Here is a 23,496-nt window from a genome sequence, read left to right on the forward strand (position 1 = left end):
CGTTGGCTATCGTAGCGCGTTGCTCCGCGGCTTCGTCGCCCGTCTGGGTTGGGACATACCCGTACCACGCACGCGTCACCATTGGCAAGTTTTTGCCGCCGCGCGCGTCGCGCTCATCGGCTGCTTCGTTGGTCGGGATGCGCGGTTTTTCTTCGGCATTCTCCGATCAATATGATTCGGATTCCAAACTACATATAAAGGCACGCTGATTAATTGATGAACCGGCTTCGCCTTGAATTTTAGTGTGACTGTCACAGTCATCTATCTCGCATATTTTTAGAATAATGCCGCCTGCATAGCGCTTAATCCTCGCCGCTCAAGTGCCACTTGATTTTCGTTGTGGGCAGCGCACAATGAGCGCGCATTAGTCGTTGCGTTGTCAGCAAACACCCAGAGAGGACTGAATGAAAATTCCAGAAGGTCTCAAGAAGGTGGTGAATCTGGTTATCGTGGACGAGTCCGCTGCGTCCGCGCCAGCTACAGCAGAGACCGAAAGCGATTCGTCAGCCAGCGCGCAAAACACACAAGGCGCGACGCAAGGCAACCAGGCAGCATCGGCGGGACAGCCGGGCGTAAATAGCGGAATCGATGTCGCCGACCTCGAAAAGCGCATCGACACACTCATCCAGGACAATCCGGCTTACGCGCCCTATCGCGCGTTCGCTGAAATGAGCCAGTCGATTGCCGCCGCCGTGCCCGATGAGCAGCAGCGTTATCGCGCCGCGCTGCTCGGCGTGAAAACCAATCTCGATGCGCTGCTTGGCGCAGTCAATTCGCATGCCGATGTACTCGCGAAGGAACAGCAGAACTTTGCCGCCGCATTTGTCGTGCGCTCGGAAGCCGAGATCGCCTCGCTGCGCGAACAGGAAACCAGCCTGAACGAGGAGATTGGCGCACTCGCGCGCCAGCTCGCGGAAAAGAACGCAAAGAAAGACGAAGTCAGCAAATCCATCACCAGCAAGACAGCCGGACTCGCCAAGGCGAAGATCGATTTCGAATCGGTGCGTACGACGCTCGTGCAGAAATATTACGGCATCGTGAAGAAGCTTCAGGGTTATCTTGGAGACTCGGCACATGGCTAACGACATCGTGAAGTCCGAAATCAAGAAGCGCGTGCGCTCGTTCTGGGACACGAAGGAAGGCGGCGTCGGCATGGTGGTCGGCGTCGCGGCGCTAGGCGGGCTCGTGTGGGGCGCGGGCAAGGTCATGCCGTTTATCGCGCGGCTGATGGAGAACACGGCGGCCGCAGTGTTCTTCGGCGCGATCGCCGTGGGTCTCGTTTATGTGCTCGTCTTCGATAACACGCTGCGCAGCCGTTTGTGGCTTGGCTATCAGCTGCTCATGAAGGGGCTGACCTATTCGATCATCAAGTACGATCCGGCGGCCACGGAGCGCATTCTTTCCAAAGAAATCACCAAGATGATCGATGAGGCCTCCGAAGCACGCGTGAAAGGCGGCGGCCGCGTCGAAGCGGTGCGCCGTACCATCGAGGAATTCAAGGAAGAAGAGGAGCAGCTCAAGCGCGAAGCCGTGGCGATGGCGCGCAAGCATCGTCCGCAGGAAGAGATCAATTCGCACGCGCGCCGCATCGGCCAGCTGGACGCCGCGATCCAGCGCACCGGCAAGGTCTACGACGAATTGAGCGCGACCTATAACAATCTCGTCGAAGCCGAAAACGCCTTTCGCCGCATGCACGACGAAGCCGAGTTCAAGATCCGCCTCAAGGTCAAGGAATATGAGGCCGTGAACTCGATGACCGAAGCATGGCGCGGCTTCCGTCGCGCGTTCAGCCGCACGACCACGGTCAACGAGTTGCGAGAGATGCTGGTCGACTACATCAACGACGACACCGCCGCGAAGATGGGCGAAATGCGCGCCTACGTGCAGGACAGCGTGAAGGTGATCGACGCCGTGCAGATCCGCGACGACGCCGACACCGAACGCGGCCTGCAACTGCTCGCCGATCTCAACAGCCGCCAGATCGACTTCACGCCTGCCGCGCGCCTGACCGACACCGCGCATGCGTCGTCCGCCGCATCCGGCAAGACGCAGCCGCCCTCGCCCGGCCCGATCGACTATACCCGCTACAAAAACTAAGACTAAGGAGTCTCCTCATGCAGTTGACCACTGGTGCGAAGCGCTTCCTCGGCCTCGTCGCAAGTGTCGCGATCGTCTACGGCGCGTACTATGCCTGGCAACATGGCCTGATCGGCAAGCATGGCGATACGCAGCCGGCGGCGCTCGACGTCGGCAACAATTCGCAATCCACGTCCGTCGCGCCGCCGGCGGATCAAAGCACGACGCAAGCCGCGACCCAACAGACAACGCAACAGCCCACGCAACAGCCGATCCCCGCCAGCTTCACGCCGAATGCCGATACGCGGCAGCAGATCCTGCAAAACCACGTCGTGCGGATTTCGGTGGAGAACCCGAGCGAGCCGATCTACGGCGAAACCAACGGCACGCCGCACGGCTTCAACTATGAATTCGCGAAGCTGCTGTTCGGTCAGCCCGAATTCAGCGCGGGCGGCCCCATCAAGATCGACACGCATCACGAGGTGAGCGCTTACAAGGACGTGCCGCGTCAGCTGCTGGCGTCCGATAACGGCGTGCCTGCCGTCGATATCGCCATGGACGGCCTGACGTTCCCCGACAACACGCCGTCGGGCGTGATCTATACGAATCCGTATCTGGACGACTTCGGCTATGCGCTGATCGTGCAGAAGGGTTCGAAGCTGCATTCGACGGCGGATCTCGCGGGCAAGACCGTCGGCATCCTGCAAGGCGACCCGGACGTGAAGGCCTTTGTCACGCGCCAGTTCCCCAACACGCAGTTCGTCGAAGTCAACGACGCCGACGATCAGTTCATCACCAAGGCCATCGACGAGCACCAGGTCGACGCGTTCATCTACGACTACCCGTTCGCCGTCGAATCGATCAAGGGCAGCGACCTCACGTTCGCACAGACCAAGCTCGATGGATCGTCGATCAGCTACAAGATCGGCGTGCGCGCGAACGACCAGAACCTGCTCGTGTACCTGAACAGCGCGATTGGCCGTGTGAAGCAGACGCCTGCCTATCTGGATCTGCTGCGCAAATACTTCCGCAGCGATCAGGCCGACGTGATCGCCGCCGGCAATGGCGAGCATACCTACGCAGTCAAGCGCGGCGATACGCTCAATACCATCGCCGCCGCGCAACTGGGCGCCGGTTCGCGTTACCGCGATATCCAGCGCCGCAACAACCTGCCGAATCCGAACCTGATCCTCGTGGGCGAGCAACTGGTGATTCCGGTGCGTTGATCCACCCGCATCACACGCAGCAAAACAAACGGGGCAATGCGCGTCGCGCATTGCCCCGTTTTTTATGGCCCAGCTTCAGGCCCAGGTTCAGGGTCAGGTTCAGGCCCAGGCTTAAAACAGTCGCGGCGTCCCGACCCAGACGACCACCGCTTCCTTGCTGGCGTTGTTGCTCCAGCTATGCGGCACCGTCGACTGATAATGCGCCGAGTCTCCCGCCTGAAGCACAAACGACTTGCCCTCCAGTTCCAGCGACAACTCGCCGTCGATCACGTAGAGAAATTCCTCGCCCGCGTGCGTGGTCACTTCCGAGCGCTTCTGGCCAACCGGCAGGCGCACCAGGATCGATTCGAGCTGACGCCCGCTCGCCGTATTCGTGAGCCGCGCGAACAGGTTCGACGAATTCGCGAAGCCGAAAAACTCCAGTTGGTCGCCGCGCTTGACCGATCGTTCCTCCGACGGCGTTTCGACGAAATACTGCATCGTCACCCCCAGCGCGCGCGCAATACCCGACAGCGACGTGAGCGACGGCGAAGCCAGACCGCGCTCCACCTGGGACAGGAACGGCTTGGAAATACCCGCCGCTGTTGCCGTCTGGTCGAGCGTCTGGTTCAGCCGCTGACGCAGCGCGCGAATCTTTTCGCCGAGCGCCAATGCCATCGGATCCTGCTTTCCACTTGTAGAAGCCATATCAGGTACGTAAATTTTCGTCAAAAAATGTTTGATCCAACTAAATCTGGTTTGATACCCTTGCGGCTTGCCGAATTTTCACTTATATGAACCGGCACCAAAACAGTGCGTCAGCGAGATCCGCGCCGTCACTGTGATGGAGAGTCAGACAAAAAACGAAATTGTAAACCTGGTGCCTGCGCGATCCGCAGACCAGCCAAGGAGGAGATATGACACCTACTGGCGCCATAAGCGCCGTCCTGCCTGCAGCTCCACTCCCGACGTGAGTAGGGGCTCACTTTGCGCGCGACCCGCGCGCCTGCACCAACTATCGCAGTAACACGCTGTCCAAGGGCAGCAAATTGAGGTCACAATGAATTCAACGGTTTCACGGACGAAGTCGTTCTCGACGGTTTTCCTGATCGAGATGTGGGAACGCTTCGGCTACTACGGCATGGCGGCGCTGCTTGTCCTTTTCATGGTCGAGCGGCTGGGTTTCAGCGAAGAGCATGCGACCCTCACCTGGGGCGCGTTCGCCGCGCTCGTCTATGCATCGCCTTCGATTGGGGGCTGGATCGGCGACCGCGTGCTCGGCTCGCGTCGCTCGATGGTGCTGGGCGCGGCCATCCTGTTCGCGGGCTATTTCATGCTCGCCATGCCCAACGATCATCTGGGCCATATGTACGCGTCGCTCGGCGTGATCGTGGTCGGCAACGGCCTGTTTAAGTCCAATGCGGCCAATCTCGTGCGCCGCATCTATGAAGGCGACGAATCGCGCATCGACGCGGCGTTCACGATTTATTACATGGCGGTCAACATCGGCTCGACCGTGTCGATGCTGCTCACGCCCTGGATCAAGGATCAATGGGGCTGGCACGCGGCCTTCGCGGTCTGCTGCGGCGGCATGCTGCTGGGTATCGCCAACTTCTTCCTGATGAAGCGCACGCTCGCGCAGATCGGCTCGATTCCCGATGCCGAGCCGATCCAGTGGCGTCGTCTTGCCTGGGTGCTCGCGGGTGGCGTCGTGCTGGGCGTGGCGACCATGTTCGTGCTGCAGGACAAGAAGCTGGCCGTGACCTGCGTGTACACGGCAGGCGTGGCGATCCTCGCGATCTTCGGCTGGATGCTGATGACCTGCGAGCGCCAGGAGCGCGCGGGCCTCGTGGCCGCGCTGATCCTCGTGCTGCAGGTGATCCTGTTCTTCGTGTTCTACCAGCAGATGTCGACGTCGCTCACGCTGTTCGCGGTGCATAACGTCGACCCGGCGTTCCGCCTGTTCGGCACGACGCTGTTCAGCTGGAGCGCGGCGCAATTCCAGGCGCTCAATCCCATCTGGATCATGGTCATGAGCCCGATCCTCGCGACGCTCTACTCGCGCCTCGCAAGCCGCGGCGGCGACGTGCCGGTTGCGGCCAAGTACGCGCTGGGCTTCGTCGTGGTGTCGGCGGGCTTCTTCGTCTACGCGCTGAGCGGGCGTTATGCCGTCGATGGCCGCGTGTCGTCGTGGTTCATGGTGGCGGGCTACGGCCTCTACTCGCTGGGCGAACTGCTCGTGAGCGGCCTGGGCCTTGCGATGATCGCGCGCTACGTGCCGGCTCGCATGAGCGGCTTCATGATGGGCGCGTACTTCGTGGCCACGGGCGTGTCGCAATACCTGGGCAGCGTGGTCGCCACCTTCGCGAAGATGCCGGAAGGCAACCTCTCGCCGCTCGAATCGCTGCCGCTTTACACGAAGCTGTTCGACGGCCTGGGCTGGCTCGCGGCTGCGGGCGCGCTGCTCGCCATCCTGCTGCTGCCGCTGATGGGCCGCCTCTCGCGCGCTCACCAGCAAAACGCCGAGCAAGCCGTTGTCGAAGGCGAACTCGCTGCGAAGTAATTATTTGCGCTGAGGTCGTGCGATACGTTTATTGCCGGCCTCAATCAAACGAACGAGATCGTTGCTCACGCATCGATCCCGTTTTCGTTTGCAGGTTTTGATACATGGCAGGCTAGAATCGGCAACGCGCTTTCATACGAGGAATAGCCGCCATGTCCGATACGACCGCCACCAACGCCCTTCACGCCGATATCGCCCTGCCCGTCGCACGGCAACTCGACGCCTATAATGCGCGCGATATCGACGCCTTCATGGCCTGCTGGGCCGATGACGCCGAATACTACGAGTTCCCTTCGCGCCTGCTCGCGAGCGGTGCGCAACAGATTCGCGCACGCCATCTCACGCGCTTCGAAGAGCCGCATTTGCACGGCCATCTGATCCATCGCGGCGTGGTGGGCAATACGGTCTTCGACCAGGAGCGCGTCACGCGCGACTTCCCCGAAGGCGTGGGCGAAGTCGATGTGCTGGCCGTCTACGAAGTCATCGACGGCAAGATCGCCAGGGCGTGGTTCAAGATGGGCGCGCCGCGCCTGCAAAACACGGCGTCATAGCAACACGAAGGTTGCGCGCGCAATCAGTGCTCAGCCGATTGCCGCCTTGTCGCTTGCCAGCAACGCTGGCAGGTGCTCGCCGACGAATTCGACCCACGTGCGCACCTTCGCATCCAGATACTTGCGCGAAGGATAGATCGCGTAGATATTGCGCACGTCGAGCCGGTAGTCAGGCAGCACGCGCGCGAGACGCCCTTCCGCGTGTTCGCGCGCGAACGTCGATGCGGGCAGCACGCCTACGCCCATGCCCGATGCGAGCGCTTCGGCCAGCGCCTCCGGCAGGTTCACCGAGAACGGCAGCCTCTGCGGCGAGAAAACCTCTTGCCCCTCATCGCTCTCGAATACCCACGACTCCGACTCCCCGGACGGCATGACGAGCTTCAGGCACGCATGCTGGTCGAGATCGGCGAGCGTCTGCGGCGCGCCATGGCGTTCGAGATAACCGGGCGATGCACACATCACGCTATAGAAACTGCCGAGGGAGCGCGAAATATAGTTCGACTCCTTCAGCGATTGCGCCAGCACGATCGAAATGTCGAGCCCTTCTTCGAGCAGATCCGGAATGCGCTGATGCAGCGTGAGATCGACTTCGACGAGCGGCTGCTGCTCCATATAGCGCGACACGAGCGGCACCACATAGCGCGTGCCGAAGCCGCTCATCGAATGAATGCGCAACCTTCCTGAAGGCACCACGGTCGCGTTGCGCGCCTCGGATTCAGCCTGTTCGAGGTCGTCGAGGAGATGACGGCTGCGGGCGAGAAAGCGCTCGCCCGCTTCGGTCAGGATGATCTTGCGCGTCGTGCGGTTGAACAGGCGCGTTTGCAGATGCGCCTCAAGATCGGACACGGCACGCGAGGTATAGGCCGTGGTCGTGTTGAGCGAATGGGCCGCCGCCGTAAAGTTGCCTGCGTCCACGACACGTATGAAGACCCGCATGCTTTGGACGAGGTCCATGAATCACCGCCGGAATGATCGTTGCTTCGTATGAAGGATGAGCAAGGGCACGCGCCCTTGCCTGTCTCAAATGTCGAAGCGAAGTATATCCCGGCGCCCACGCGCTTTTGACGCGTTCAAAAGCCTTCGAGCACGATCTTGCCGCGCGCGCGGTTGGTCTCGATCAGTTCGTGGGCGCGACGCAGATTGGCCGCATTGATGCTGCCGAAGCGTTCGTTGAGCGTGGTGCGCAACACGCCTTCGTCGATCAGGTGCGCCACACGATCGAGCAGTTCATGCTGGCGAACCATGTCGGCCGTACCGAACATCGAACGCGTGAACATGAACTCCCAATGCAGCGACGCGGCCTTGGTCTTGAGCTTGCGAAAGTCGATCATCTCGGGATCGTCGATCAGACCCAGGCGACCTTGCGGCTTGAGCGACGCCACGATCTCGTCGAAGTGATGATCGGTCTGGTTCAGGCTCGCCACATATTCCACGCCTTCCAGGCCGATGCGCTTGAGCTCCTGCGAAAGCGGCTTCGTATGGTCGATCACGTGGTGCGCGCCCAGCTCCGTGACCCATTGCGCCGTCTCGGGACGCGACGCCGTGCCGATGACCGTGAGACCGGTCAGTTGCCGCGCAAGCTGCACGAGGATCGAACCCACGCCGCCCGCCGCGCCGATCACGAGCAGCGCCTGGCCGCTGGCCTCGCGGCCTTCGGGCACCTGGAGGCGATCGAACAGCAGCTCCCACGCCGTGATGGTCGTGAGCGGCAGCGCCGCCGCCTGCGCGAAATCCAGCGTAGCCGGCATAGGACCGACGATGCGCTCGTCGACCACGTGAAGCTCGCTATTCGTGCCTGGCCGCACGAGCGAGCCCGCATACCAGACCTTGTCGCCCGGCTTGAACAGCGTCACGTCAGGGCCGACCGCGCGCACCACGCCGCTCGCATCCCAGCCCAGCACCTTCGGCTGGCCATTCTCGGGCGCCATGCGCATACGCACTTTCGTGTCCACCGGATTGACCGACACGGCATGCACTTCGACCAGCAGATCGTGCGCGCCCGGCACCGGATCGGGCAGTTCGATATCGATCAACGATTCGGGATCGGTAATCGGCAGGCTGCGGTGGTAGCCAATCGCTTTCATCATGCTTCTCCAGTTGAAAACCACTTGAATTGATTCGAAAGAAAGATTCGAAGGACAGTCGGCGCGAAAAAATCAGCGCGAAGTCAGCGAACCTCCAGCGGCTCGAAATGAATCAGTTCGGGATCCGCGGCGAAAAACGGCCAGAGGCTGTGCAGAAAGGGCGGGAAATCAGCATGCGCCATGAAGGCGCTTTGCGAATCGAGACTGTCCCACTCGATCTCCAGCACGTAGCAGCCCGCATCCTCGCATTGCGGCCCGAGGCGATGTCCGCGATAGCCGTCCTTGTTCACCAGCGCGGCGCTGGCCACCTGCCACACGGCTTCGAACGCCTGGGCCTTCTCTGGCCGCAAATGAAAACGCGCGATGGCGATTAGCACGGTGCGCCTCCCATTGCGTTCGCTGTTCGTCATGGGAAGCATGATGGCCGAATTCGCGCGCCCGACCCAGTGGGTGGGCGCGCAAGCAGTTTCAAAGCACGATTGAAAATGCGTCAGCCGAGATAGGCGGCGAAGCGCTGCTGGAGAAAATCGCGCAGCGCGCTGACGGTGGGCGAGAGCATCGCGCGATGCGCGCAGACGAGATGAAGCGGCGCGTGCTCCGTGCCGAATTGCGGCATCGCCGCTTCAAGCAGACCGGCCCGCAGATCGGCAAGCACGTCCAGGTGCGATTTGTACGCGAGGCCCAGCCCCGCCAGCGCCCATTTGCGCACGAGTTCGCCGTCGTCGCTGCTGCGATTGCCGTGCACGCTCACGACCACGGGTTCATCGTCGCTGAAGAACGTCCAGCGGTCGTGCAGCGTCTCGCTCAGCGCGAAACGCAGGCAGTTGTGGCGCGCCAGGTCGGCGGGCGTCGCGGGCTTGCCGTGCCGCGCGAAATACGCGGGCGTGGCGCACAGCACGCGGCGGTTGTCGGGCACGAGCGGCAGCGCCACGAGGCTCGAATCCTCGGGCACGCCGTAGCGGATCGCGAGGCCAATCGGCATGCGGAACATATCCGCGATCTGGTCGCCAATGCGCACCTGCAGCGACACCGCCGGGTATTGGGCCTGAAATTCATCGAGCCAGCCCACCAGCAGGCTGCGCCCCAGATCCGAAGGTATGGACAGCGACACCGCGCCGCCGATCATCTTGCGTCCATGCGCGACCGCGTTCTGCCCGGCTTCCAGTTGCTCGATGGCGTTGCGCGCGAATTCCAGGTAGCGCTCGCCGTCGGCGGTCAGGCTCAGGCTGCGGGTCGAGCGCGCGAGCAGCCGCGCGCCGAGTTCCGCTTCAAGGCGCTTGAGGCCCGCGCTGGCGACCGCGGGCGTGAGGTCGAGCTGGCGCGCAGCGGCGGAAAGGCTGCCATTGGCCGCCGCTGAAACGAAAATCACGAGGTCTTCAAGTCGGATCATGAATTTGCATGGACGATCGCGTTACGCCAGATAAGGCTGCAATGATTCGGATGCCTGATCAAACTTTTGCTCCAGAAAATCAAGCAGCGTGCGCACGCGCGGCGCCATATACGGTGTGCGCTGAAACAGCGCGTTCACGGGCGCATCGGGGCAGCGCCATTCCGGCAGTACCAGCTTGAGGCGCCCGGCCTGTAGATCCCCGCCGATATCCCAGATCGATTTCATGGCCACGCCGCGCCCTTCGATCGCCCATTCGCGCGCAATTGCGCCGTCGTTGGTCTGCCGCGCGCGCTCGGGCGGCGCGGTGAACGTGGCGGTTTCGTTGCCGCGCGTGAAGCGCCAGTTGTTCGCCACGCCCGATGCCGAGCCCAACAGAACGAAATCGAGCTGGGACAGTTCGTCGGGATGGCGCGGCATGCCGTGCGCCGCGAGATAGTCAGGCGAGGCGCACAGCGCGCGGCGATTGTCGGCAAGACGCTTGGCGATCATCGCACTGTCGGCGGGCGTACCGAAGCGGATCGCCATGTCGATATCGTCCTGCAGCAGATGCGAGAGCGAATCGGACAGCACCAGCGTGAGCGTGACCTGAGGATGGCGCTCGTTGAATTCGTCGAGCCAGTGGCGCAGGACGGCGCGCCCGAAGTCCGAGGTGGCCGACACGCGCAACGCGCCGCTCACCGTCGCGCGGCCCGCCTGAAGCGCCGCGCGCGCGTCTTCGAGCGTCTGCAGCGCATGCTGGCAGTGCGCGAGATATACGCGGCCTTCATCGGTCAGACGCAACCGGCGCGTGGAGCGCTCGAATAGTTGCGTGCGCAACACCCCTTCGAGTTTCACGAGACGCGCACTGGCGGCGGCGGGCGACAGCCCCAGCTTCCTGCCTGCAGCGGACAGGCTGCCCTGACTGGCCGCTTCGACGAAAAGCCGTATGTCTCCGAGATTGTCCATAGTCCGCCAATGGAAGTGACTTGAATGCCCTGGATGCACGAAACCGTGCCGCGCGAAACCGCAATGTTACCGCGCGAGACGCGCGCTCATTCACGCATGGTTCGCGATTACCCGGTGCGCTCCATTTGCAGCGCCTGGTTCATGGCCATTGCATCGCGTTTGGGCGACTGGCCGAACATGCGCACATATTCGCGGCTGAATTGCGACGCGCTTTCGTAGCCCACTTCGAACGACGCGGTCTCGACATTCGCCGCGCACGAAATCATCAGCCGCCGCGCTTCGAGCAGGCGCAACTGCTTCTGATATTGCAGCGGCGTCAACGAGGTCAGCGTCTTGAACTGGCGATGAAACGCCGAAAGACTCATCTGCGCGATTTCCGCGAGTTCCTCGATGCGCACGCTTTCCCTGAACCGCGCGCGCAGGTTGTGCATGGCGCCGATCACGCGCTGCGACGGGCTGTTCACCAGTGTCAGCCGCGCGATATCGGCGCCCTGTGCGCCCGTGAGCAGCCAGTAGCCGATCTCGCGCAGGATCAGCGGGCGCAGCACCGCAATCGCCTGCGGTGTTTCGAGCAGGCGCGCCATGCGCCACGCGCAATCGGCAAGCGGCCCGTCGAAGTCGGCGACGAAGATGCCCGCGCCAGGCGTGTCGCCAGGCAAGGGTGGTGTTTCGAGTTCGTCGGCGACGCTGCGCATCACGGTGAAATCCAGCTCAATCGCCATCACGAGGCATGGCTCGCCGGGACTGGCTTCGACCACGCGGCCAATCGACGGGGCTTCGACACCGATCACCAGCGCCTGCCCCGCGTTGTACACCAGCTGGTTGCCGCCGAACGTCGCCCATTTCGCGCCCTGCGCGACGATGCATAACGCGGGCTTCGAGATCATGTGCGAGGGCGGTTTCGGTTGATCCGAACGCATCACGGCCACGCCGGGGATGGGCGTCATAAACGGACTTGCGCCGGACTGGCGCTGCGTGAAGCGCAACAGCACATCGGCGAGTGGGTTCATCGGGTGCATTGGGCGGATCAGGCTGAGCAGGATCAGGCAGGAAATCGGCGAGTTTCGGCATTCTAGCCTCGCGGCGCGCTCGACATAATGAACCCGTGCGCCAATCTACGGCGACGCAAACTTACAGGAGCCTCAATCATGGCAAGCAGCAAAATCGCGATCGTGACGGGTGGCAGCCGCGGCATTGGCCGTGACGCCGTGCTCTGTCTCGCCAGGCGCGGCGTGGATACGATTCTCACCTACAAGTCCAACCGCGAGGAAGCCGATAAGGTCGTGGCGCTGGTCGAGCAGGCAGGCGCGCGCGCCGTAGCCTTGCAGCTCGATACCGGCGCTTCGGGCACCTTTGGCGGTTTCGCCGAAGCCGTACGCGCGGCGCTCGGCACGCTGGGCGCGCAACGCTTCGATTACCTCGTGAATAACGCTGGCATTTCGTCGAGCGCGAATCTCGAATCGATTACCGAAGCGGAAATGGACGCGCTTTACGACGTGCATTTCAAGGGCGTGCTGTTTCTCACGCAAAAGCTGCTGCCGCTCATCAACGATGGCGGGCGCATCGTGAATATTTCCTCGGGCCTTGCGCGCTTTGCCATGCCAAACCGCATCGGCTACGGCTCCATCAAGGCCGCCGTGGAAGCGCTGACGCGCTATATGGCGGTGGAACTGGCGCCGCGCCGCATCGCCGTCAACGTCGTCGCGCCAGGCGCAATTGCCACCGATTTCAGCGGCGGCATCGTGCGCGACAATCCGCAGGTCAACAAAGCGGTGGCGGATCATACGGCGCTCGGCCGGGTCGGCCTGCCGCAGGACGTGGGCCCCGTTATCGCGGGACTGCTCTCCGATGAATTCGGCTGGGTGAACGCGCAACGTATCGAAGTGGCGGGCGGCATTCACATCTAGCCGTCGCCAGCAGCGCGGGCAAGCGCCATTCATTGCGCAGAGGAATTGGCGCCGCCCTTGCTGCCCTTTTTCGGTTTTGCGGTTTTTGCGGTTTTGCCCCCCCCGGGCAAGCAAATTGCTCTCGCAGTGCGCGGCCACGCAAGCCCAACGCTGGTCTCACGCTGGCCCCACGCTGGCCCCTTTTCCGGCCGCCTCACCACAGGGAGAATCCGCAATGAAAAAGCTGCTTCTGATCGCTGCTACGACGCTCGTTTCGCTCGCCGCCGTGCAACCGGCTTTCGCTTACGACCACCATAATTGCCACAAGGTGCGCGTGCATCACCATTGGGAGACGCGCTGCCACCATTGATGCCGATGGTGATGCCGGCGCGGCGCGGACGCGCTATGATCCCCGTTTGATTTTTTCGGAAGATTGTCCGTGCAGATTCTCGTCGACGCCGACGCTTGTCCGTCCGTCATCAAAGACATGTTGTTCCGGGCCGCGCGCCGCGTCGAGGTCTGCGTGACGCTGGTCGCCAACCAGTATCTGCGCACGCCGCCCTCGCCGTTCATCAAGGCCATCCAGGTGCCGGCGGGTTTCGACGTTGCCGATAACCGCATCGTCGAACTCGCCGAATCCGGCGACCTCGTGATTACCGCGGATATTCCGCTGGCCGCGGCCGTGCTGGACAAAGGCGCGCATGCGCTCGACCCGCGCGGCAACTGGTTCACGCCCGACACCATCAAGGAGCGTCTCACCATGCGCGACGTGATGGATCAATTGCGCAGCACCGGCATTGAAACGGGTGGCCCTGCGCCTTTTTCCACGCGCGACAGCAATACCTTCGCCAGCCAGCTCGACCGCTTCCTGGCGCGGCATGCCAATAAGCCTGGCAAACCGAACTAATCCGCCGAACTACACCGCGCCCATTTCCGCCGCCAGCGGCACGTTGCCCGATGCGCCCAGCGCGTGCGGCTGCAACATCAGCGCAACCAGCGCCGTCCAGCCGGTCTGGTGCGAAGCGCCTATGCCCCGCCCGTTGTCGCCATGAAAATACTCGTGAAACAGCACGAGATCGCGGCAGCGCGGATCGGCCTGCAACTGCGCATACGCACCCATCACGGGGCGCTCGCCCTTGTGGTCGAGCAAAAAAAGCGTGGTCACGCGCCGCGCGAGCTCATCGGCGATCTGCGCGAGCGAAAGTTTTTTGCCCGATCCGGTGGGATATTCGACGAGAAAATCGTCGCCGTAATAGCGGTGGAATTCGTATAACGATTCGATCAGCAGATAATTGACCGGCATCCAGATCGGCCCGCGCCAGTTCGAATTGCCGCCGAAGACGCGCGAATCCGATTCCCCCGGCAGATATTGCACGCCAAAATTGCAACCGTTGTAGCGATACACGAAGGGCTCATCCAGGTGCGTGCGCGAGAGCGCCCGCACGCCATGCGCCGAAAGGAATTCGCTTTCGTCCAGCACGCGCTTCAGCAGCGCCTTCATGCGATGCCCGCGCAATAGCGAGAGCAACAGCGAATTGCCCTTGCCCGGCTGGTTCCAGCGCGACACCAGACGCGCCAGGTCAGGACGATGTTCGAGAAACCAGACCAGCCGGTCGCGCAGGCCAGGCAGGCCGCCGTGCACCTGCTCCTCCAGCACGCGCACCGCGAAGAACGGAATCAGGCCGACAATCGAGCGCATGCGCAGCGGCTCGGTGGTGCCATCGGGCAGCCGCAGCTTGTCGTAGAAGAACTCGTCGACGCTGTCCCACAGGCCCGTATCGCAGCCATCGTCGCAACTGACCGCGCCCGCGATATACAGGAAGTGCTCGAAAAACTTCACGCCGATATCGACGAACACGTGATTGTCGAAAGCCAGTTCGAGCGCGATGCGCATGAGATCGAGCGCATAGGCGGCCATCCATGCGGTGCCGTCCGCCTGGTCGAGACGCCCGCCCGTCGGCAACGGCGACGAGCGATCGAAAATCCCCACGTTGTCCAGCCCAAGAAAGCCGCCCTGAAAAATGTTATGGCCGTCGGCGTCCTTGCGGTTCACCCACCACGAAAAATTCAGCAGCAGCTTGTGGAAGACGCGTTCGAGGAACTCGCGGTCGCCGCGACCGGTGACGGCGCGGTCGATCTCGTAGACGCGCCATGCAGCCCACGCATGAACCGGCGGATTCGCGTCGCCGAATGCCCATTCGTAAGCGGGAAGCTGGCCGTTGGGGTGCTGGTAGCGATCCTTGACCAGCAGCAGCATCTGTTTTTTCGCGAACATCGGATCGATCAGCGCAAACGCGACCGCCTGAAACGCGAGATCCCACGACGCGTACCACGGATATTCCCATTTGTCCGGCATCGAGAGGATGTCGGCATTGCACAGATGCAGCCAGTCCGCGTTGCGCCCGCGCCTGCGGCTCGCGGGCGGCGTGGGTTGCAGCGGGTCGCCTTCCATCCAGCGATGCACGTCGTACTCGTAATACTGCTTCGACCACAGCAGGCCCGCGAGCGCCTGGCGCTGCACGAGGCGCGCATCGGCGCTGTCGATATCGCGCTGGAGCGCGTCGTAGAACGCGTCCGCTTCGGCGATGCGCTGGGCGAAAAGCGCGTCGATGTCGAGCGGCACGTCGTCCTTCGGCGCGGACACCGGCCGCCAGCGGAACGTGACGACGGCCCGGCTGTGCGCGGCCAGTTCGAGATGCACGCGCGCGGCCGCCCGGGTGCCCGCGTCGCGGCGGATCGCGCTTTCATCGCCATGCACGATGTAATCGTTGAAGCCGTCCTTGAACGGCCCCGCGCCGTCCATGTCGAACAGGCGCTTCACGTTGGTATCGTTCTCGCAGAACAGCCACTCGACGCTCATCGCGTCCTTCGATGCGGCGGTCACGATCAGCGGCTCGTGCTTGTCGCCGCGCGCGAGCACATGATCGCCCTGCGCCGCCGATACAAACGTGAGCGACGGCTTGCCGGTCATCGCTTTCCACGACCAGGTATTGCGCGCCCAGATCTGCGGCAGCACATCGATGGACGCGTGACGTCCCGCGCGGTTCTCCACGGTAACGCGCATCACCACGTCTTCCGGCGTGTGCTTCGCATATTCGATCTGGACATCGAAATAATTTTCGTCGTCGAATACACCGGTATCGAGAATTTCGTATTCGGGCACCTGGGTGCTGCGCCGCGCATTCTCGTCGACCAGATCCTGGTACGGAAACGCCGCCTGCGGATACTTGTAGAGCATGCGCATGTACGAATGCGTGGGCGTGCCGTCCAGGTAGAAGTACAGCTCCTTGACGTCCTCGCCATGATTGCCCTGCGCGTTGGTGAGGCCGAACAGGCGTTCCTTCAGGATCGGGTCGCGGCCGTTCCAGAGCGCCAGTGCGACGCACCAGCCCAGCCGTTCGTCGGCGAAACCGCCCAGGCCGTCCTCGCCCCAGCGATAGGCCCGCATCCGTGCGTGATCGTGCGGAAAATAGTCCCACGCGGTGCCGTGCTCGCTGTAGTCCTCGCGCACCGTGCCCCACTGGCGCTCGCTCAGGTACGGCCCCCAGCGCTGCCAGCGGGCGTAGTCGCTCGAATAGAGGCGTTTGCCTTCGGCGGTGAGATCGAGACCGGCGGCGCGCTGCAGCATGGGCATCCCCCTTGTTCTGGGTCGGCTGGGTCGGCGCGCGGGCGCGCCGGGAGCCTCATGCTAGCGCGGTTTGATGCTTGCCGGCTCAGCCAGTTACGTCCAGCCGCCCGAGGATGCGCAGCAACTCGCCAAGCGACCACGCCTGGAACGGCGTGCCGCCCGCATGATGCGGCGCATCGCCATCGGCGACTTCGCTGACGTGATCGAGACCGGCCTCGTCCAGATGCGCGAGCAGCGGCGCGACAAAACGCGTGTACGCGATTGCGCGTTGCGCCGCGTCATCGCCGTGCACGTGCAGCCACGCGTCCACGAAAGCGCCCAGCAGCCACGGCCAGACCGTGCCCTGGTGATACGCGCCGTCGCGCTCCAGCACGCCGCCCGCATAGCGCCCGCGATACGCGGGGTCGGACGGCGCGAGCGTGCGCAGCCCCATGGGCGTGAGCAGATGGGTCTCGACCTGCGCGACGACGGCGCGCGCCGCCTCGCCTTCGAGCAGCGCGAACGGCAAGCCGCCCACCGCGAACACCTGATTGGGCCGGATCGAGCGATCGACCTGGCCATCGACATGATCCACGTCGATCACGTCGAATAGCGCCCCCGTCGACGGATCGACAAAACGCTGCGCGAATGACGCGCTCGCACGCGCCTCAAGCTCGCGCCAGCGCGTGTCCCACGCGAGCGCAATGCGCAGTGCGTTGATCCACAGCGCCTGGATCTCGACCGGCTTGCCGATGCGCGGCGTGACGACCCAGTCGCCCGCTTTCGCGTCCATCCACGTGAGCTGCACGCCGGGCACGCCCGCGCGCAGCAGTCCGTCGCGCGCATCGGCGCCGATGCGGTAGCGTGTACCGCGCGCGTAGCCATCGAGGATCGCGTCGACGGCGTCTTGCAGCACGCGCCGCGTGAGCGCGGGTGTTTCCGCCGATGCGAAAAAATCGTGCACCGCCACGACGAACCACAGCGACGCATCGACCGAGTTGTATTCGGGCGCGCCGCCCGCATCGGGAAAGCGGTTCGGCAGCATCCCTTCGGAAACGGTAGCCGCCCATTCGAGCAGGATCGCGCCCACGTCTTCGCGCGCTTGTGCGCCATGACGCTCATTCGCTGCGTTCGAGAGCAGCAGGCCGCGGATCGCAATAAACGTGTCGCGGCCCCAATCGGTGAACCACGGATAGCCCGCGACGATCGTGCGGCCGTCGCCGCGCGCCACCCCATAGGCGCGCGCCGAACGTTGCAGCCGCGTGGCGAAACCCGCCCTGCGCAGGGCTTCCAGCCCGGCCAGGCGTTGCGCGCGGTTCATCGCACCTTCGCCTGGATCGGCAACGCCGGGTTGCGTCTGCGCGCGCAGCAGCAACACCGCATCGCCCTTGCCGAGGTCGAACGAGAACACGCCTGGCGTCGCAAGATCCTCGATACAGTCGAGGCCCCGCTCCTGCTCGCGCGCATAGTAAAAGTGGCGATACCAGTCCGGCGCATGCGTATAGCTGCCGTTCGATTGCGCGACGATTGCGGGCAGATCGCCGTAGGGCTGCCAGCGCACCCGTTCGCCGTCGATGTGCGCATCGAAGGCGAACGCCGGATTTTCGTGATGGAGCGCGTGATAGTCGCGGCCCGATAGCAGCGGGCGCACTTTCAGCGTATAGGCGCTGGCGTCAGGCGGCGCTTCAAGCCGCCAGCGCAGCACGGTCTCGCGGCTCGCGCCGACAACGAACAGCCCGGCGACCAGCACGGCCGCCTCGTTCAAGCGGATGCGCCATTGCGGCCACGGCGCAGTATCGAAACCCAGCAGGCGGCTGGCAATATCGGCGGAAAGCAGATCGGGCCCATAGCGCTGCGCGGTGAGCGCGAGCTTGCCGCCGTCGTGTTCGAGCCAGGCTTCGATGCCGTTGACCAGCACCACGCGGCCAGTGGGCGGCTGGGTCGCCGTCAGCAGCAGCGCGTGATAGCGACGCGTGCGCGCGGTGCCGACCGTCCCCGACGCGAAGCCGCCCGCGCCGTCCGCTTCGAGCCATTCGTCGTCGAGGCGAGCGGTATCGATGGGAGGGACAAGACGCGTCATCGGGTGGCCTCGCCGTGGAGGTTGACGGATGACGCGAGTGTAAAGGAAGCAAAAGCGGGAAGCGCCCGCGCCGCTTTCGCGGGACGGGCGCTTCCGGTCTGGCCTGCTGGCTGGACTTACTGGCCGATGCCGAGCAGTTCGATTTCGAACGTGAGCGTGCTGTTCGGCGGGATCGGGCCGACTGCGCGGTCGCCGTAGGCCGTGTCGGCCGGGCAGGTCAGCTTCGCCTTGCCGCCGACCTTCATCTTCTGCACGCCTTGCGTCCAGCACGGGATCACGCGGTTCAGCGGGAAGCTGGCCGGGCCGCCGTGTTTGGCCGAAGCGTCGAACTCCGTGCCGTTCGCAAGCGTGCCGCGATAGTTCACGCGCACGACGTCTTCTGCGGACGGCGACGCGCCGGTGCCTTGCTTGAGCGTCTCGACCACCACGCCCGAGGGCAGCTTCTCGACAGGGTTGGCGGCGAAGGCGCTCGTTGCGACGGTCGCAGCGGCAATCAAGGCAATCAGGGATTTCATGCGAGTTCCTCGTGGAATAGAGCGTCGATTATATCGGCTGGCTTGTCTGGCCCCGCAATCGGGTGGCAGGGCGCAGGATGCGGCACGGCACGGCACGGCACGACGCGACGCGACGCGACGCGATTCGACGTTTTGCGCAGGATTGGCGACAATGCTCCCCACTTCTGTCTTCAAAACGCCTGAAACCGCGCTCCGCATGCCTCAGCGCGCGCCTTACCTGGAAAGCATGATGAAACGACTGTTACAACGACTCATTTTCGCGGGACTGTCGGCCTGCGCCCTCGCGACTGGCGCGCACGCGCAGGTCAGCGCGCCCGGCCCGTTCAACACGCCCGCGGGCACGTTCCAGTTCGTGCGCGACGACCGCGATTTCGTGGCCATGCTCGATCGCGACATCATCGATCGCTTCGATGCGAAAACGCTCACGCATTTCGACGAGACGGGCGGCCAGGGTGACACGGTCTCGCGCGTGCTGGTGCAAAGCGCCTACGGCCCGGTGCTCTACGACCTGCGCCGCCAGCCGCCGCTCGTCCAGCACGTGCGCACCACCCTGACCGTCAAGCGCGTGTTCTGGCAGCCCGACGAAGTCGTGATGCAAGGCCCCGAGGGCTGGTTCCGCTTCAAGAACGGCACGCTCACGAAGCTGTCGTCGACGAAGATGACCTATCACTGAGCGCTGCCGGCACCCAGCAGCGCTTCAGTCACCCCCTCCGAAAACCGCATCGGCCGTCCCTCGATCAGCACGCGTTCCGCATTCGCGGGATCGCGTTCGATCGCGGGCAAGCCGTGCGCGACGAGCGCCCGCGCGCATGCGGGCCAGTCGGGACGACTGTCGGGACGCGCCAATCCCGTCGGTTCGTTGACGCTCGCCCACGACAGCGTGCCGAGCGCGTCGCTGCCATAGCCGTGCGCCTCGCGCCAGTTCGCGCCGTGCTCCAGCAGGAACGCCGTCAAGGCGGCGTCGCCGCGGAACACCGCGTGATTGAGCGCCGAGGCGTCCCAGTCGCCGCCGCGCGCATCGATCGGCCAGCCCAGTTCGACCATCAGCCGCACCGCATCGTCCGAGCCCCATGCGGCGGCATCGGGCAAGAGGCGTAACGGGTCGCCCGACAGCGAGCGCAGCAGTTCCGGATGTTGCGCGTGGATGCGTCGCGCGTCGTGCGCGTCGGCACGCGCGCAGGCCGCCACGAAGCGATCCTCGTCGCTCAAGGTCTCCTGCGCCCCGCTTGCGCGCAGACGCCCGGCAATCTCGATCAGGCCGGTACGCATCGCCAGCCGGTACGCACTCACGCCGGCTTCTGTCTGCGCGTGCGGATCGGCGCCCGCCTTCAACAGCGCATCGATGTGCCGAACGGGGCAGCGCACCGCAATCGCCCGCAGCAGCGGCGCACCCCATGTCTTTGTCGGGCCTTCGCCGGCAGGTTCGTTCGGATCGCCGCCGTGCGCGAGCAGCAGTTCGAGCGCCGTCGGATCGACCATGTCGAGCGCGCGACGCAACGCATTCGTGCCGCTCACGTGCGCGCCCGCATCTAGCAGCAGGCGCGTGCAGGCCGGATTTTCGAGCGAGTGATAGAGCGATTCGCCGTCGTTGGGATTGGCGCCCGCCGCCAGCAGCATCGCTGTGAGCGCCGGGTCGCGATTGACGCCCGCCGCGCCGTACAAGGCGCTCAACGGTTCCGCTTCGGCAGGCGCGGCCAGCGAGGCAGGCGGAAACCGATTGCCGATGCGCTGATCCGGGCTCGCGCCCGCATCGAGCAGCACGCGAGCGCAGTCGCGCAGGCGGGCCGCATATTCCGGCACCTGCCCGAGCCGCGAATGCGTAACGGCCACGAGCGGCGGCAAGGCGAGCGCACCGCTCACGCGGTTGACCCAGGCAGGATCGGCGTCGATAGCTCGCTGCACGGCTTCGACATGGCCTGCCGCGCACGCGAGCGCGACATCGGCGAAAACCAGCTCCGGATGTTCGCGCAGGAGCTGCGCGGCCACGCGCGGGCGCGCCGCGTCGTAGCTGCCGGTCACGTCGCCGCCATAGGCCAGTTCGAGCCAGCGCCGGATCAGCTTCGCCTGCGCCTGTTGCGCCACGACGCGCGCTTCCACGAACGCGTTGAGATCGGCCCACGAACTGAAACCGTACTCGCGCGCGATGCAGGACTGCGCATCGTGCAGACGTAGCTGCATGGCGATGACTTCGGCGGGGGTGCGGCGGGCGGCGGCGGGAAGCGCCGCGATGAAGCGCGCAAGCGCTTTGGGGTCGCCATCGCGATACAGGCGCAAGAGTTCTTTCGCCTGCTTTTTCAGATGATCGGGATGAGCCCTGGGAGGCAAGGTTTGCATGACATCCTCGTGCAGTTTTGCCGAAGGCCCGCAATACCGGCAGCACAAAGGATGGGAAATCCTGGCCTGACGACGACAGGTGGGTTCAACCCTTTCCGCGGACCCGGAAGCGGCCTGCACCGCTTGAGGCAGAGCGTAAGGGACGTCCACGCGTGCCGTCAAGGCCATGCCAGAGGCGGGAAAGCGCCATAAACCGTATATACTGTTTTATCGTTTTAAATTCGAGAATCCAGCATGACCACCGAAATCGCCCGCAAGCCCACGAAGAAAGCGTTCTACTTCCCGACGTCGGGAGACGTGAAGAGAGCGCAACGTAAGGCCGCAGCGAAAGCCGAAGCCGCTGAAGCCGTCAGCAAGGCCAAAGCACAAGCCGACGAGGCTGCATCGGCAAAAGCCGCGAAGGTAGAAAAGGTAGAAAAGGTTGAAAAGGCCGAGAAAGTCGAAAAAGCCGAGAAGGCGACCCGGAAGGCGGCCAGAACCACCAAGGCGACACGCGCGCAGGAAGCCGCCGCCAAAACAAAGGCCAAACAGGCGAAGAAAGAGAAGGTGATTCGCGACAGCTTCACGATGCCGAAGGCCGATCACGAGCGCATCGCCGTGCTCAAGCGCAAGTGCCTCGACGCGGGCATTTCCGTCAAGAAGAGCGAACTGTTGCGCGCCGGGATCCAGTTGCTGGATTCGGCTTCGTCCAAGCGCCTGCTGGCCGCGATTACGGCGCTCGAAACCGTCAAGACCGGCCGTCCTGCCAAGGGCGAGTAAGGTCGCCGGTCACGGCGTGTTTGTGATCGCCGTGACCCGCTGAGCCCGCTTCACATGGTGCTGAACGACGTGCACCACCCGGCCGCGGCCACCCGCTTGCCGCTGAACAGCAAACAGTCGCCCCATTTGTCGTCCGAACCGGCCTGGAACAGCGAACAGCCGCTGCACGCCTGGCCCGCTTTGTAGCTCGGGAACTGTCTGGTATCGACGGTCGTGGCATCCGCCTTGTAGCCGAGACGGCGCGCCTGCTCGTCGGATTCGGCCAGCACGGGTTCGTCCGCGAAGGCCTCGCCGGTGAGCGCCAGCGAAGAAGCCGAGCACAGGCTCAGAACCAGAAACTTTCGACGCGATGTATTCATCGTGGGGGAGACACTTGGGTAGGAGTAGGGATCCGGCGCAGCGCGCTTCAATGGGCGGCCGCGTATTTCCCGCTAGTGTCTCAGGCTGCCTGGTTTCATGCAGCGTGGCGCGCTAGCCGGTCGCGCCCGCGCCGTGCAGATCGTTGTCGCCGCCTCTGGCGGCTTCCTGGGTGTACAGCGCCAGCACGCGTCCGACATCGCGCACGAACTCTTCCATGGCGTCGATGCAGTCGGGATCGTCCGGGGCGAAGTCCTCGGGATTGCGTTTGCCCTGAGCGCGCCGGATCGCACGGATGCTGGCCTCGAGGGCCCGTGCCTCGGCCCAGATCGGGTCATTTTCAGGAAGTTTCGAATGTTCGTGCGCCATGCCTGGATTTTCGGCAGGCTGCGAACAAACTTTAGGAGTTCGCCCTCAGGTTCCTGCCTGTTTTTCTGCGTGATTCTTGAGCACTGTTCGCGGCCCTCATTTCCCCAGTCCGACGAGGCCCATCAGGAACAGCACGGGACGGAAGCTGACTGGCCGCGCATCGGCGTCCAGGCCCAGCCGCACGCGATACACCGCCAGCGCAGGCACCTCGCGCCAGCTCGAATACAGATCCATGAAGCGGAATGCGTGCGGCCAGGCGCCAAAGACCTGCGACGCCCCCGCCGCCTCGAAAGCAAAGCGCGCACGCGGCAGGTGGTAGTACTGCGACACCAGCAGCACGCGCGACAGCCCTTGCGCGCGCATATACGCCACGGCATTGCGCGCGGTCGCCAGCGTGTTGTCGCCGGCGCGATCGACCACGATGCGATCGGCGGGGACGCCGCGCGCGAGCAGATACGTACGCATCGCGGCGGCCTCGTCGAGCCCCGGGCCGTCGATGCTGCCGCTCACGAACAGCCGCGGACAGTCGCCCGCCCGAAAACATTGCAGCGCCACGTCCAGGCGCGCGGCAAGGATGGGCTTGGGCGTGCCGTCGTCTTCGAGCGCATTGCCGAACACCACCGCGAGATCGGCGTGCTCATGAGGCATGGTCAGGCCTCTTGCGCATACATAGACCGCGGCGGCCAGCCACGCGGCCATCGCGATCACCGCGAGCGAAACAACGATACGGACTGCGCGGCTGCGAAGAAGACGTGGGGCGGGCATGAGGTCGAAC

Annotated in this window: 24 protein-coding genes; 10 read left to right on the top strand and 14 right to left on the bottom strand. The window is 64.0% G+C overall.

Features of this window, described 5'->3' with window-relative positions:
• Positions 1–404 precede the first annotated feature (404 nt).
• The 3 genes from BBA01S_RS25660 to BBA01S_RS42775 are packed head-to-tail and all read left to right on the top strand — an operon-like array spanning position 405 to position 3,302.
• Entirely contained in the window at positions 405–1,082 is a 678-nt protein-coding gene (locus tag BBA01S_RS25660; protein ID WP_027818947.1) for a hypothetical protein, read from the top strand.
• A complete protein-coding gene (locus tag BBA01S_RS25665) occupies positions 1,075–2,097 on the top strand; it encodes a hypothetical protein (protein ID WP_027818948.1) in 1,023 nt (340 codons plus the stop codon). Before BBA01S_RS25660 ends, BBA01S_RS25665 begins: the two co-directional genes overlap by 8 nt.
• 17 nt (positions 2,098–2,114) lie before the next feature.
• Positions 2,115–3,302, top strand: a complete 1,188-nt coding sequence (locus BBA01S_RS42775; RefSeq protein WP_052391890.1) for a transporter substrate-binding and LysM peptidoglycan-binding domain-containing protein — start codon at positions 2,115–2,117, stop codon at positions 3,300–3,302.
• 111 nt (positions 3,303–3,413) lie between these two features.
• Here the strand turns inward: BBA01S_RS42775 and BBA01S_RS25675 are convergent, their stop codons facing one another.
• The gene (locus BBA01S_RS25675) at positions 3,414–3,989 is read right to left on the bottom strand and encodes a cupin domain-containing protein (RefSeq protein WP_042297897.1); all 576 of its coding nucleotides are present in this window, start codon (positions 3,987–3,989) and stop codon (positions 3,414–3,416) included.
• 352 nt (positions 3,990–4,341) lie between these two features.
• Here BBA01S_RS25675 and BBA01S_RS25680 point away from each other — a divergent pair, with 352 nt between their 5' ends.
• Both BBA01S_RS25680 and BBA01S_RS25685 read left to right on the top strand, forming a co-directional pair.
• On the top strand, positions 4,342–5,844 hold the full coding sequence (locus tag BBA01S_RS25680; protein ID WP_027818950.1) for a peptide MFS transporter: 1,503 nt from the start codon (positions 4,342–4,344) through the stop codon (positions 5,842–5,844).
• 152 nt (positions 5,845–5,996) lie between these two features.
• On the top strand, positions 5,997–6,395 hold the full coding sequence (locus tag BBA01S_RS25685) for a nuclear transport factor 2 family protein (RefSeq protein ID WP_027818951.1): 399 nt from the start codon (positions 5,997–5,999) through the stop codon (positions 6,393–6,395).
• A gap of 30 nt (positions 6,396–6,425) precedes the next feature.
• Here the strand turns inward: BBA01S_RS25685 and BBA01S_RS25690 are convergent, their stop codons facing one another.
• The 6 genes from BBA01S_RS25690 to BBA01S_RS25715 all read right to left on the bottom strand — a co-directional run bounded on the left by BBA01S_RS25690 (position 6,426) and on the right by BBA01S_RS25715 (position 11,824).
• On the bottom strand, positions 6,426–7,349 hold the full coding sequence (locus BBA01S_RS25690; protein ID WP_027818952.1) for a LysR family transcriptional regulator: 924 nt from the start codon (positions 7,347–7,349) through the stop codon (positions 6,426–6,428).
• A 116-nt stretch (positions 7,350–7,465) separates the two neighbouring features.
• The gene (locus tag BBA01S_RS25695) at positions 7,466–8,479 is read right to left on the bottom strand and encodes a zinc-binding alcohol dehydrogenase family protein (protein WP_027818953.1); all 1,014 of its coding nucleotides are present in this window, start codon (positions 8,477–8,479) and stop codon (positions 7,466–7,468) included.
• A gap of 83 nt (positions 8,480–8,562) precedes the next feature.
• The gene (locus BBA01S_RS25700) at positions 8,563–8,856 is read right to left on the bottom strand and encodes an antibiotic biosynthesis monooxygenase family protein (protein ID WP_167336043.1); all 294 of its coding nucleotides are present in this window, start codon (positions 8,854–8,856) and stop codon (positions 8,563–8,565) included.
• Positions 8,857–8,969: 113 nt separating this feature from the next.
• The gene (locus tag BBA01S_RS25705) at positions 8,970–9,869 is read right to left on the bottom strand and encodes a LysR family transcriptional regulator (protein ID WP_027818955.1); all 900 of its coding nucleotides are present in this window, start codon (positions 9,867–9,869) and stop codon (positions 8,970–8,972) included.
• Between the two features lie 21 nt (positions 9,870–9,890).
• On the bottom strand, positions 9,891–10,814 hold the full coding sequence (locus BBA01S_RS25710; RefSeq protein WP_027818956.1) for a LysR family transcriptional regulator: 924 nt from the start codon (positions 10,812–10,814) through the stop codon (positions 9,891–9,893).
• A gap of 107 nt (positions 10,815–10,921) precedes the next feature.
• Positions 10,922–11,824 carry an AraC family transcriptional regulator gene (locus BBA01S_RS25715; protein WP_027818957.1) on the bottom strand — a complete coding sequence of 301 codons (903 nt, stop codon included), beginning with the start codon at positions 11,822–11,824 and terminating at the stop codon, positions 10,922–10,924.
• A 138-nt stretch (positions 11,825–11,962) separates the two neighbouring features.
• On the opposite strand from BBA01S_RS25715, the gene BBA01S_RS25720 reads away from it, so the two are divergent.
• The 3 genes from BBA01S_RS25720 (at position 11,963) to BBA01S_RS25730 (ending at position 13,607) form a co-directional block, all read left to right on the top strand.
• Positions 11,963–12,721, top strand: coding sequence for an SDR family NAD(P)-dependent oxidoreductase (locus BBA01S_RS25720; protein WP_042297899.1), 759 nt, complete (start codon positions 11,963–11,965; stop codon positions 12,719–12,721).
• Between the two features lie 214 nt (positions 12,722–12,935).
• Positions 12,936–13,070, top strand: a complete 135-nt coding sequence (locus BBA01S_RS48480; protein WP_281176993.1) for a hypothetical protein — start codon at positions 12,936–12,938, stop codon at positions 13,068–13,070.
• 69 nt (positions 13,071–13,139) lie between these two features.
• Positions 13,140–13,607, top strand: a complete 468-nt coding sequence (locus BBA01S_RS25730) for a YaiI/YqxD family protein (RefSeq protein WP_027818959.1) — start codon at positions 13,140–13,142, stop codon at positions 13,605–13,607.
• 9 nt (positions 13,608–13,616) lie between these two features.
• Here BBA01S_RS25730 and BBA01S_RS42780 read toward each other — a convergent pair whose 3' ends face one another.
• The 3 genes from BBA01S_RS42780 to BBA01S_RS25745 all read right to left on the bottom strand — a co-directional run bounded on the left by BBA01S_RS42780 (position 13,617) and on the right by BBA01S_RS25745 (position 18,902).
• Complete coding sequence (locus BBA01S_RS42780) at positions 13,617–16,334, bottom strand: MGH1-like glycoside hydrolase domain-containing protein (protein ID WP_042297900.1); 2,718 nt, start codon at positions 16,332–16,334, stop codon at positions 13,617–13,619.
• A 79-nt stretch (positions 16,335–16,413) separates the two neighbouring features.
• A complete protein-coding gene (locus BBA01S_RS25740) occupies positions 16,414–18,387 on the bottom strand; it encodes an amylo-alpha-1,6-glucosidase (protein WP_027818960.1) in 1,974 nt (657 codons plus the stop codon).
• Between the two features lie 116 nt (positions 18,388–18,503).
• A complete protein-coding gene (locus BBA01S_RS25745; RefSeq protein ID WP_027818961.1) occupies positions 18,504–18,902 on the bottom strand; it encodes an FKBP-type peptidyl-prolyl cis-trans isomerase in 399 nt (132 codons plus the stop codon).
• 229 nt (positions 18,903–19,131) lie between these two features.
• Here BBA01S_RS25745 and BBA01S_RS25750 point away from each other — a divergent pair, with 229 nt between their 5' ends.
• On the top strand, positions 19,132–19,575 hold the full coding sequence (locus BBA01S_RS25750; RefSeq protein ID WP_042297920.1) for a Rossmann-fold NAD(P)-binding domain-containing protein: 444 nt from the start codon (positions 19,132–19,134) through the stop codon (positions 19,573–19,575).
• Here BBA01S_RS25750 and BBA01S_RS25755 read toward each other — a convergent pair.
• Complete coding sequence (locus BBA01S_RS25755) at positions 19,569–21,236, bottom strand: ankyrin repeat domain-containing protein (protein ID WP_027818963.1); 1,668 nt, start codon at positions 21,234–21,236, stop codon at positions 19,569–19,571. The two genes, BBA01S_RS25750 and BBA01S_RS25755, sit on opposite strands and share 7 nt — an antisense overlap.
• A 234-nt stretch (positions 21,237–21,470) precedes the next feature.
• Here BBA01S_RS25755 and BBA01S_RS25760 point away from each other — a divergent pair, with 234 nt between their 5' ends.
• The gene (locus BBA01S_RS25760; protein ID WP_027818964.1) at positions 21,471–21,995 is read left to right on the top strand and encodes a hypothetical protein; all 525 of its coding nucleotides are present in this window, start codon (positions 21,471–21,473) and stop codon (positions 21,993–21,995) included.
• Between the two features lie 50 nt (positions 21,996–22,045).
• On the opposite strand, the gene BBA01S_RS25765 is transcribed toward BBA01S_RS25760, so the two are convergent.
• From BBA01S_RS25765 to BBA01S_RS25775, 3 genes are all read right to left on the bottom strand, one after another.
• Positions 22,046–22,354 carry a high-potential iron-sulfur protein gene (locus BBA01S_RS25765; protein ID WP_027818965.1) on the bottom strand — a complete coding sequence of 103 codons (309 nt, stop codon included), beginning with the start codon at positions 22,352–22,354 and terminating at the stop codon, positions 22,046–22,048.
• 112 nt (positions 22,355–22,466) lie between these two features.
• Positions 22,467–22,721 carry a hypothetical protein gene (locus BBA01S_RS42785; RefSeq protein ID WP_063750569.1) on the bottom strand — a complete coding sequence of 85 codons (255 nt, stop codon included), beginning with the start codon at positions 22,719–22,721 and terminating at the stop codon, positions 22,467–22,469.
• Positions 22,722–22,817: 96 nt separating this feature from the next.
• Positions 22,818–23,486, bottom strand: coding sequence for a YdcF family protein (locus BBA01S_RS25775; protein WP_052391891.1), 669 nt, complete (start codon positions 23,484–23,486; stop codon positions 22,818–22,820).
• Positions 23,487–23,496 lie beyond the last annotated feature (10 nt).

The sequence above is a fragment of the Paraburkholderia bannensis NBRC 103871 genome (assembly GCF_000685015.1).
GTDB classification, from domain to species: domain Bacteria; phylum Pseudomonadota; class Gammaproteobacteria; order Burkholderiales; family Burkholderiaceae; genus Paraburkholderia; species Paraburkholderia bannensis.

Excerpts from the sequence above, each read along its gene's own strand:
- BBA01S_RS25660 (WP_027818947.1), top strand. The coding sequence starts at position 405 with ATGAAAATTCCAGAAGGTCTCAAGAAGGTGGTGAATCTGGTTATCGTG.
- BBA01S_RS25665 (WP_027818948.1), top strand. The coding sequence starts at position 1,075 with ATGGCTAACGACATCGTGAAGTCCGAAATCAAGAAGCGCGTGCGCTCG.
- BBA01S_RS42775 (WP_052391890.1), top strand. The coding sequence starts at position 2,115 with ATGCAGTTGACCACTGGTGCGAAGCGCTTCCTCGGCCTCGTCGCAAGT.
- BBA01S_RS25675 (WP_042297897.1), bottom strand. The coding sequence starts at position 3,989 with ATGGCTTCTACAAGTGGAAAGCAGGATCCGATGGCATTGGCGCTCGGC.
- BBA01S_RS25680 (WP_027818950.1), top strand. The coding sequence starts at position 4,342 with ATGAATTCAACGGTTTCACGGACGAAGTCGTTCTCGACGGTTTTCCTG.
- BBA01S_RS25685 (WP_027818951.1), top strand. The coding sequence starts at position 5,997 with ATGTCCGATACGACCGCCACCAACGCCCTTCACGCCGATATCGCCCTG.
- BBA01S_RS25690 (WP_027818952.1), bottom strand. The coding sequence starts at position 7,349 with ATGGACCTCGTCCAAAGCATGCGGGTCTTCATACGTGTCGTGGACGCA.
- BBA01S_RS25695 (WP_027818953.1), bottom strand. The coding sequence starts at position 8,479 with ATGAAAGCGATTGGCTACCACCGCAGCCTGCCGATTACCGATCCCGAA.
- BBA01S_RS25705 (WP_027818955.1), bottom strand. The coding sequence starts at position 9,869 with ATGATCCGACTTGAAGACCTCGTGATTTTCGTTTCAGCGGCGGCCAAT.
- BBA01S_RS25710 (WP_027818956.1), bottom strand. The coding sequence starts at position 10,814 with ATGGACAATCTCGGAGACATACGGCTTTTCGTCGAAGCGGCCAGTCAG.
- BBA01S_RS25715 (WP_027818957.1), bottom strand. The coding sequence starts at position 11,824 with ATGAACCCACTCGCCGATGTGCTGTTGCGCTTCACGCAGCGCCAGTCC.
- BBA01S_RS25720 (WP_042297899.1), top strand. The coding sequence starts at position 11,963 with ATGGCAAGCAGCAAAATCGCGATCGTGACGGGTGGCAGCCGCGGCATT.
- BBA01S_RS48480 (WP_281176993.1), top strand. The coding sequence starts at position 12,936 with ATGAAAAAGCTGCTTCTGATCGCTGCTACGACGCTCGTTTCGCTCGCC.
- BBA01S_RS42780 (WP_042297900.1), bottom strand. The coding sequence starts at position 16,334 with ATGCCCATGCTGCAGCGCGCCGCCGGTCTCGATCTCACCGCCGAAGGC.
- BBA01S_RS25740 (WP_027818960.1), bottom strand. The coding sequence starts at position 18,387 with ATGACGCGTCTTGTCCCTCCCATCGATACCGCTCGCCTCGACGACGAA.
- BBA01S_RS25745 (WP_027818961.1), bottom strand. The coding sequence starts at position 18,902 with ATGAAATCCCTGATTGCCTTGATTGCCGCTGCGACCGTCGCAACGAGC.
- BBA01S_RS25750 (WP_042297920.1), top strand. The coding sequence starts at position 19,132 with ATGAAACGACTGTTACAACGACTCATTTTCGCGGGACTGTCGGCCTGC.
- BBA01S_RS25755 (WP_027818963.1), bottom strand. The coding sequence starts at position 21,236 with ATGCAAACCTTGCCTCCCAGGGCTCATCCCGATCATCTGAAAAAGCAG.
- BBA01S_RS25760 (WP_027818964.1), top strand. The coding sequence starts at position 21,471 with ATGACCACCGAAATCGCCCGCAAGCCCACGAAGAAAGCGTTCTACTTC.
- BBA01S_RS25765 (WP_027818965.1), bottom strand. The coding sequence starts at position 22,354 with ATGAATACATCGCGTCGAAAGTTTCTGGTTCTGAGCCTGTGCTCGGCT.
- BBA01S_RS42785 (WP_063750569.1), bottom strand. The coding sequence starts at position 22,721 with ATGGCGCACGAACATTCGAAACTTCCTGAAAATGACCCGATCTGGGCC.
- BBA01S_RS25775 (WP_052391891.1), bottom strand. The coding sequence starts at position 23,486 with ATGCCCGCCCCACGTCTTCTTCGCAGCCGCGCAGTCCGTATCGTTGTT.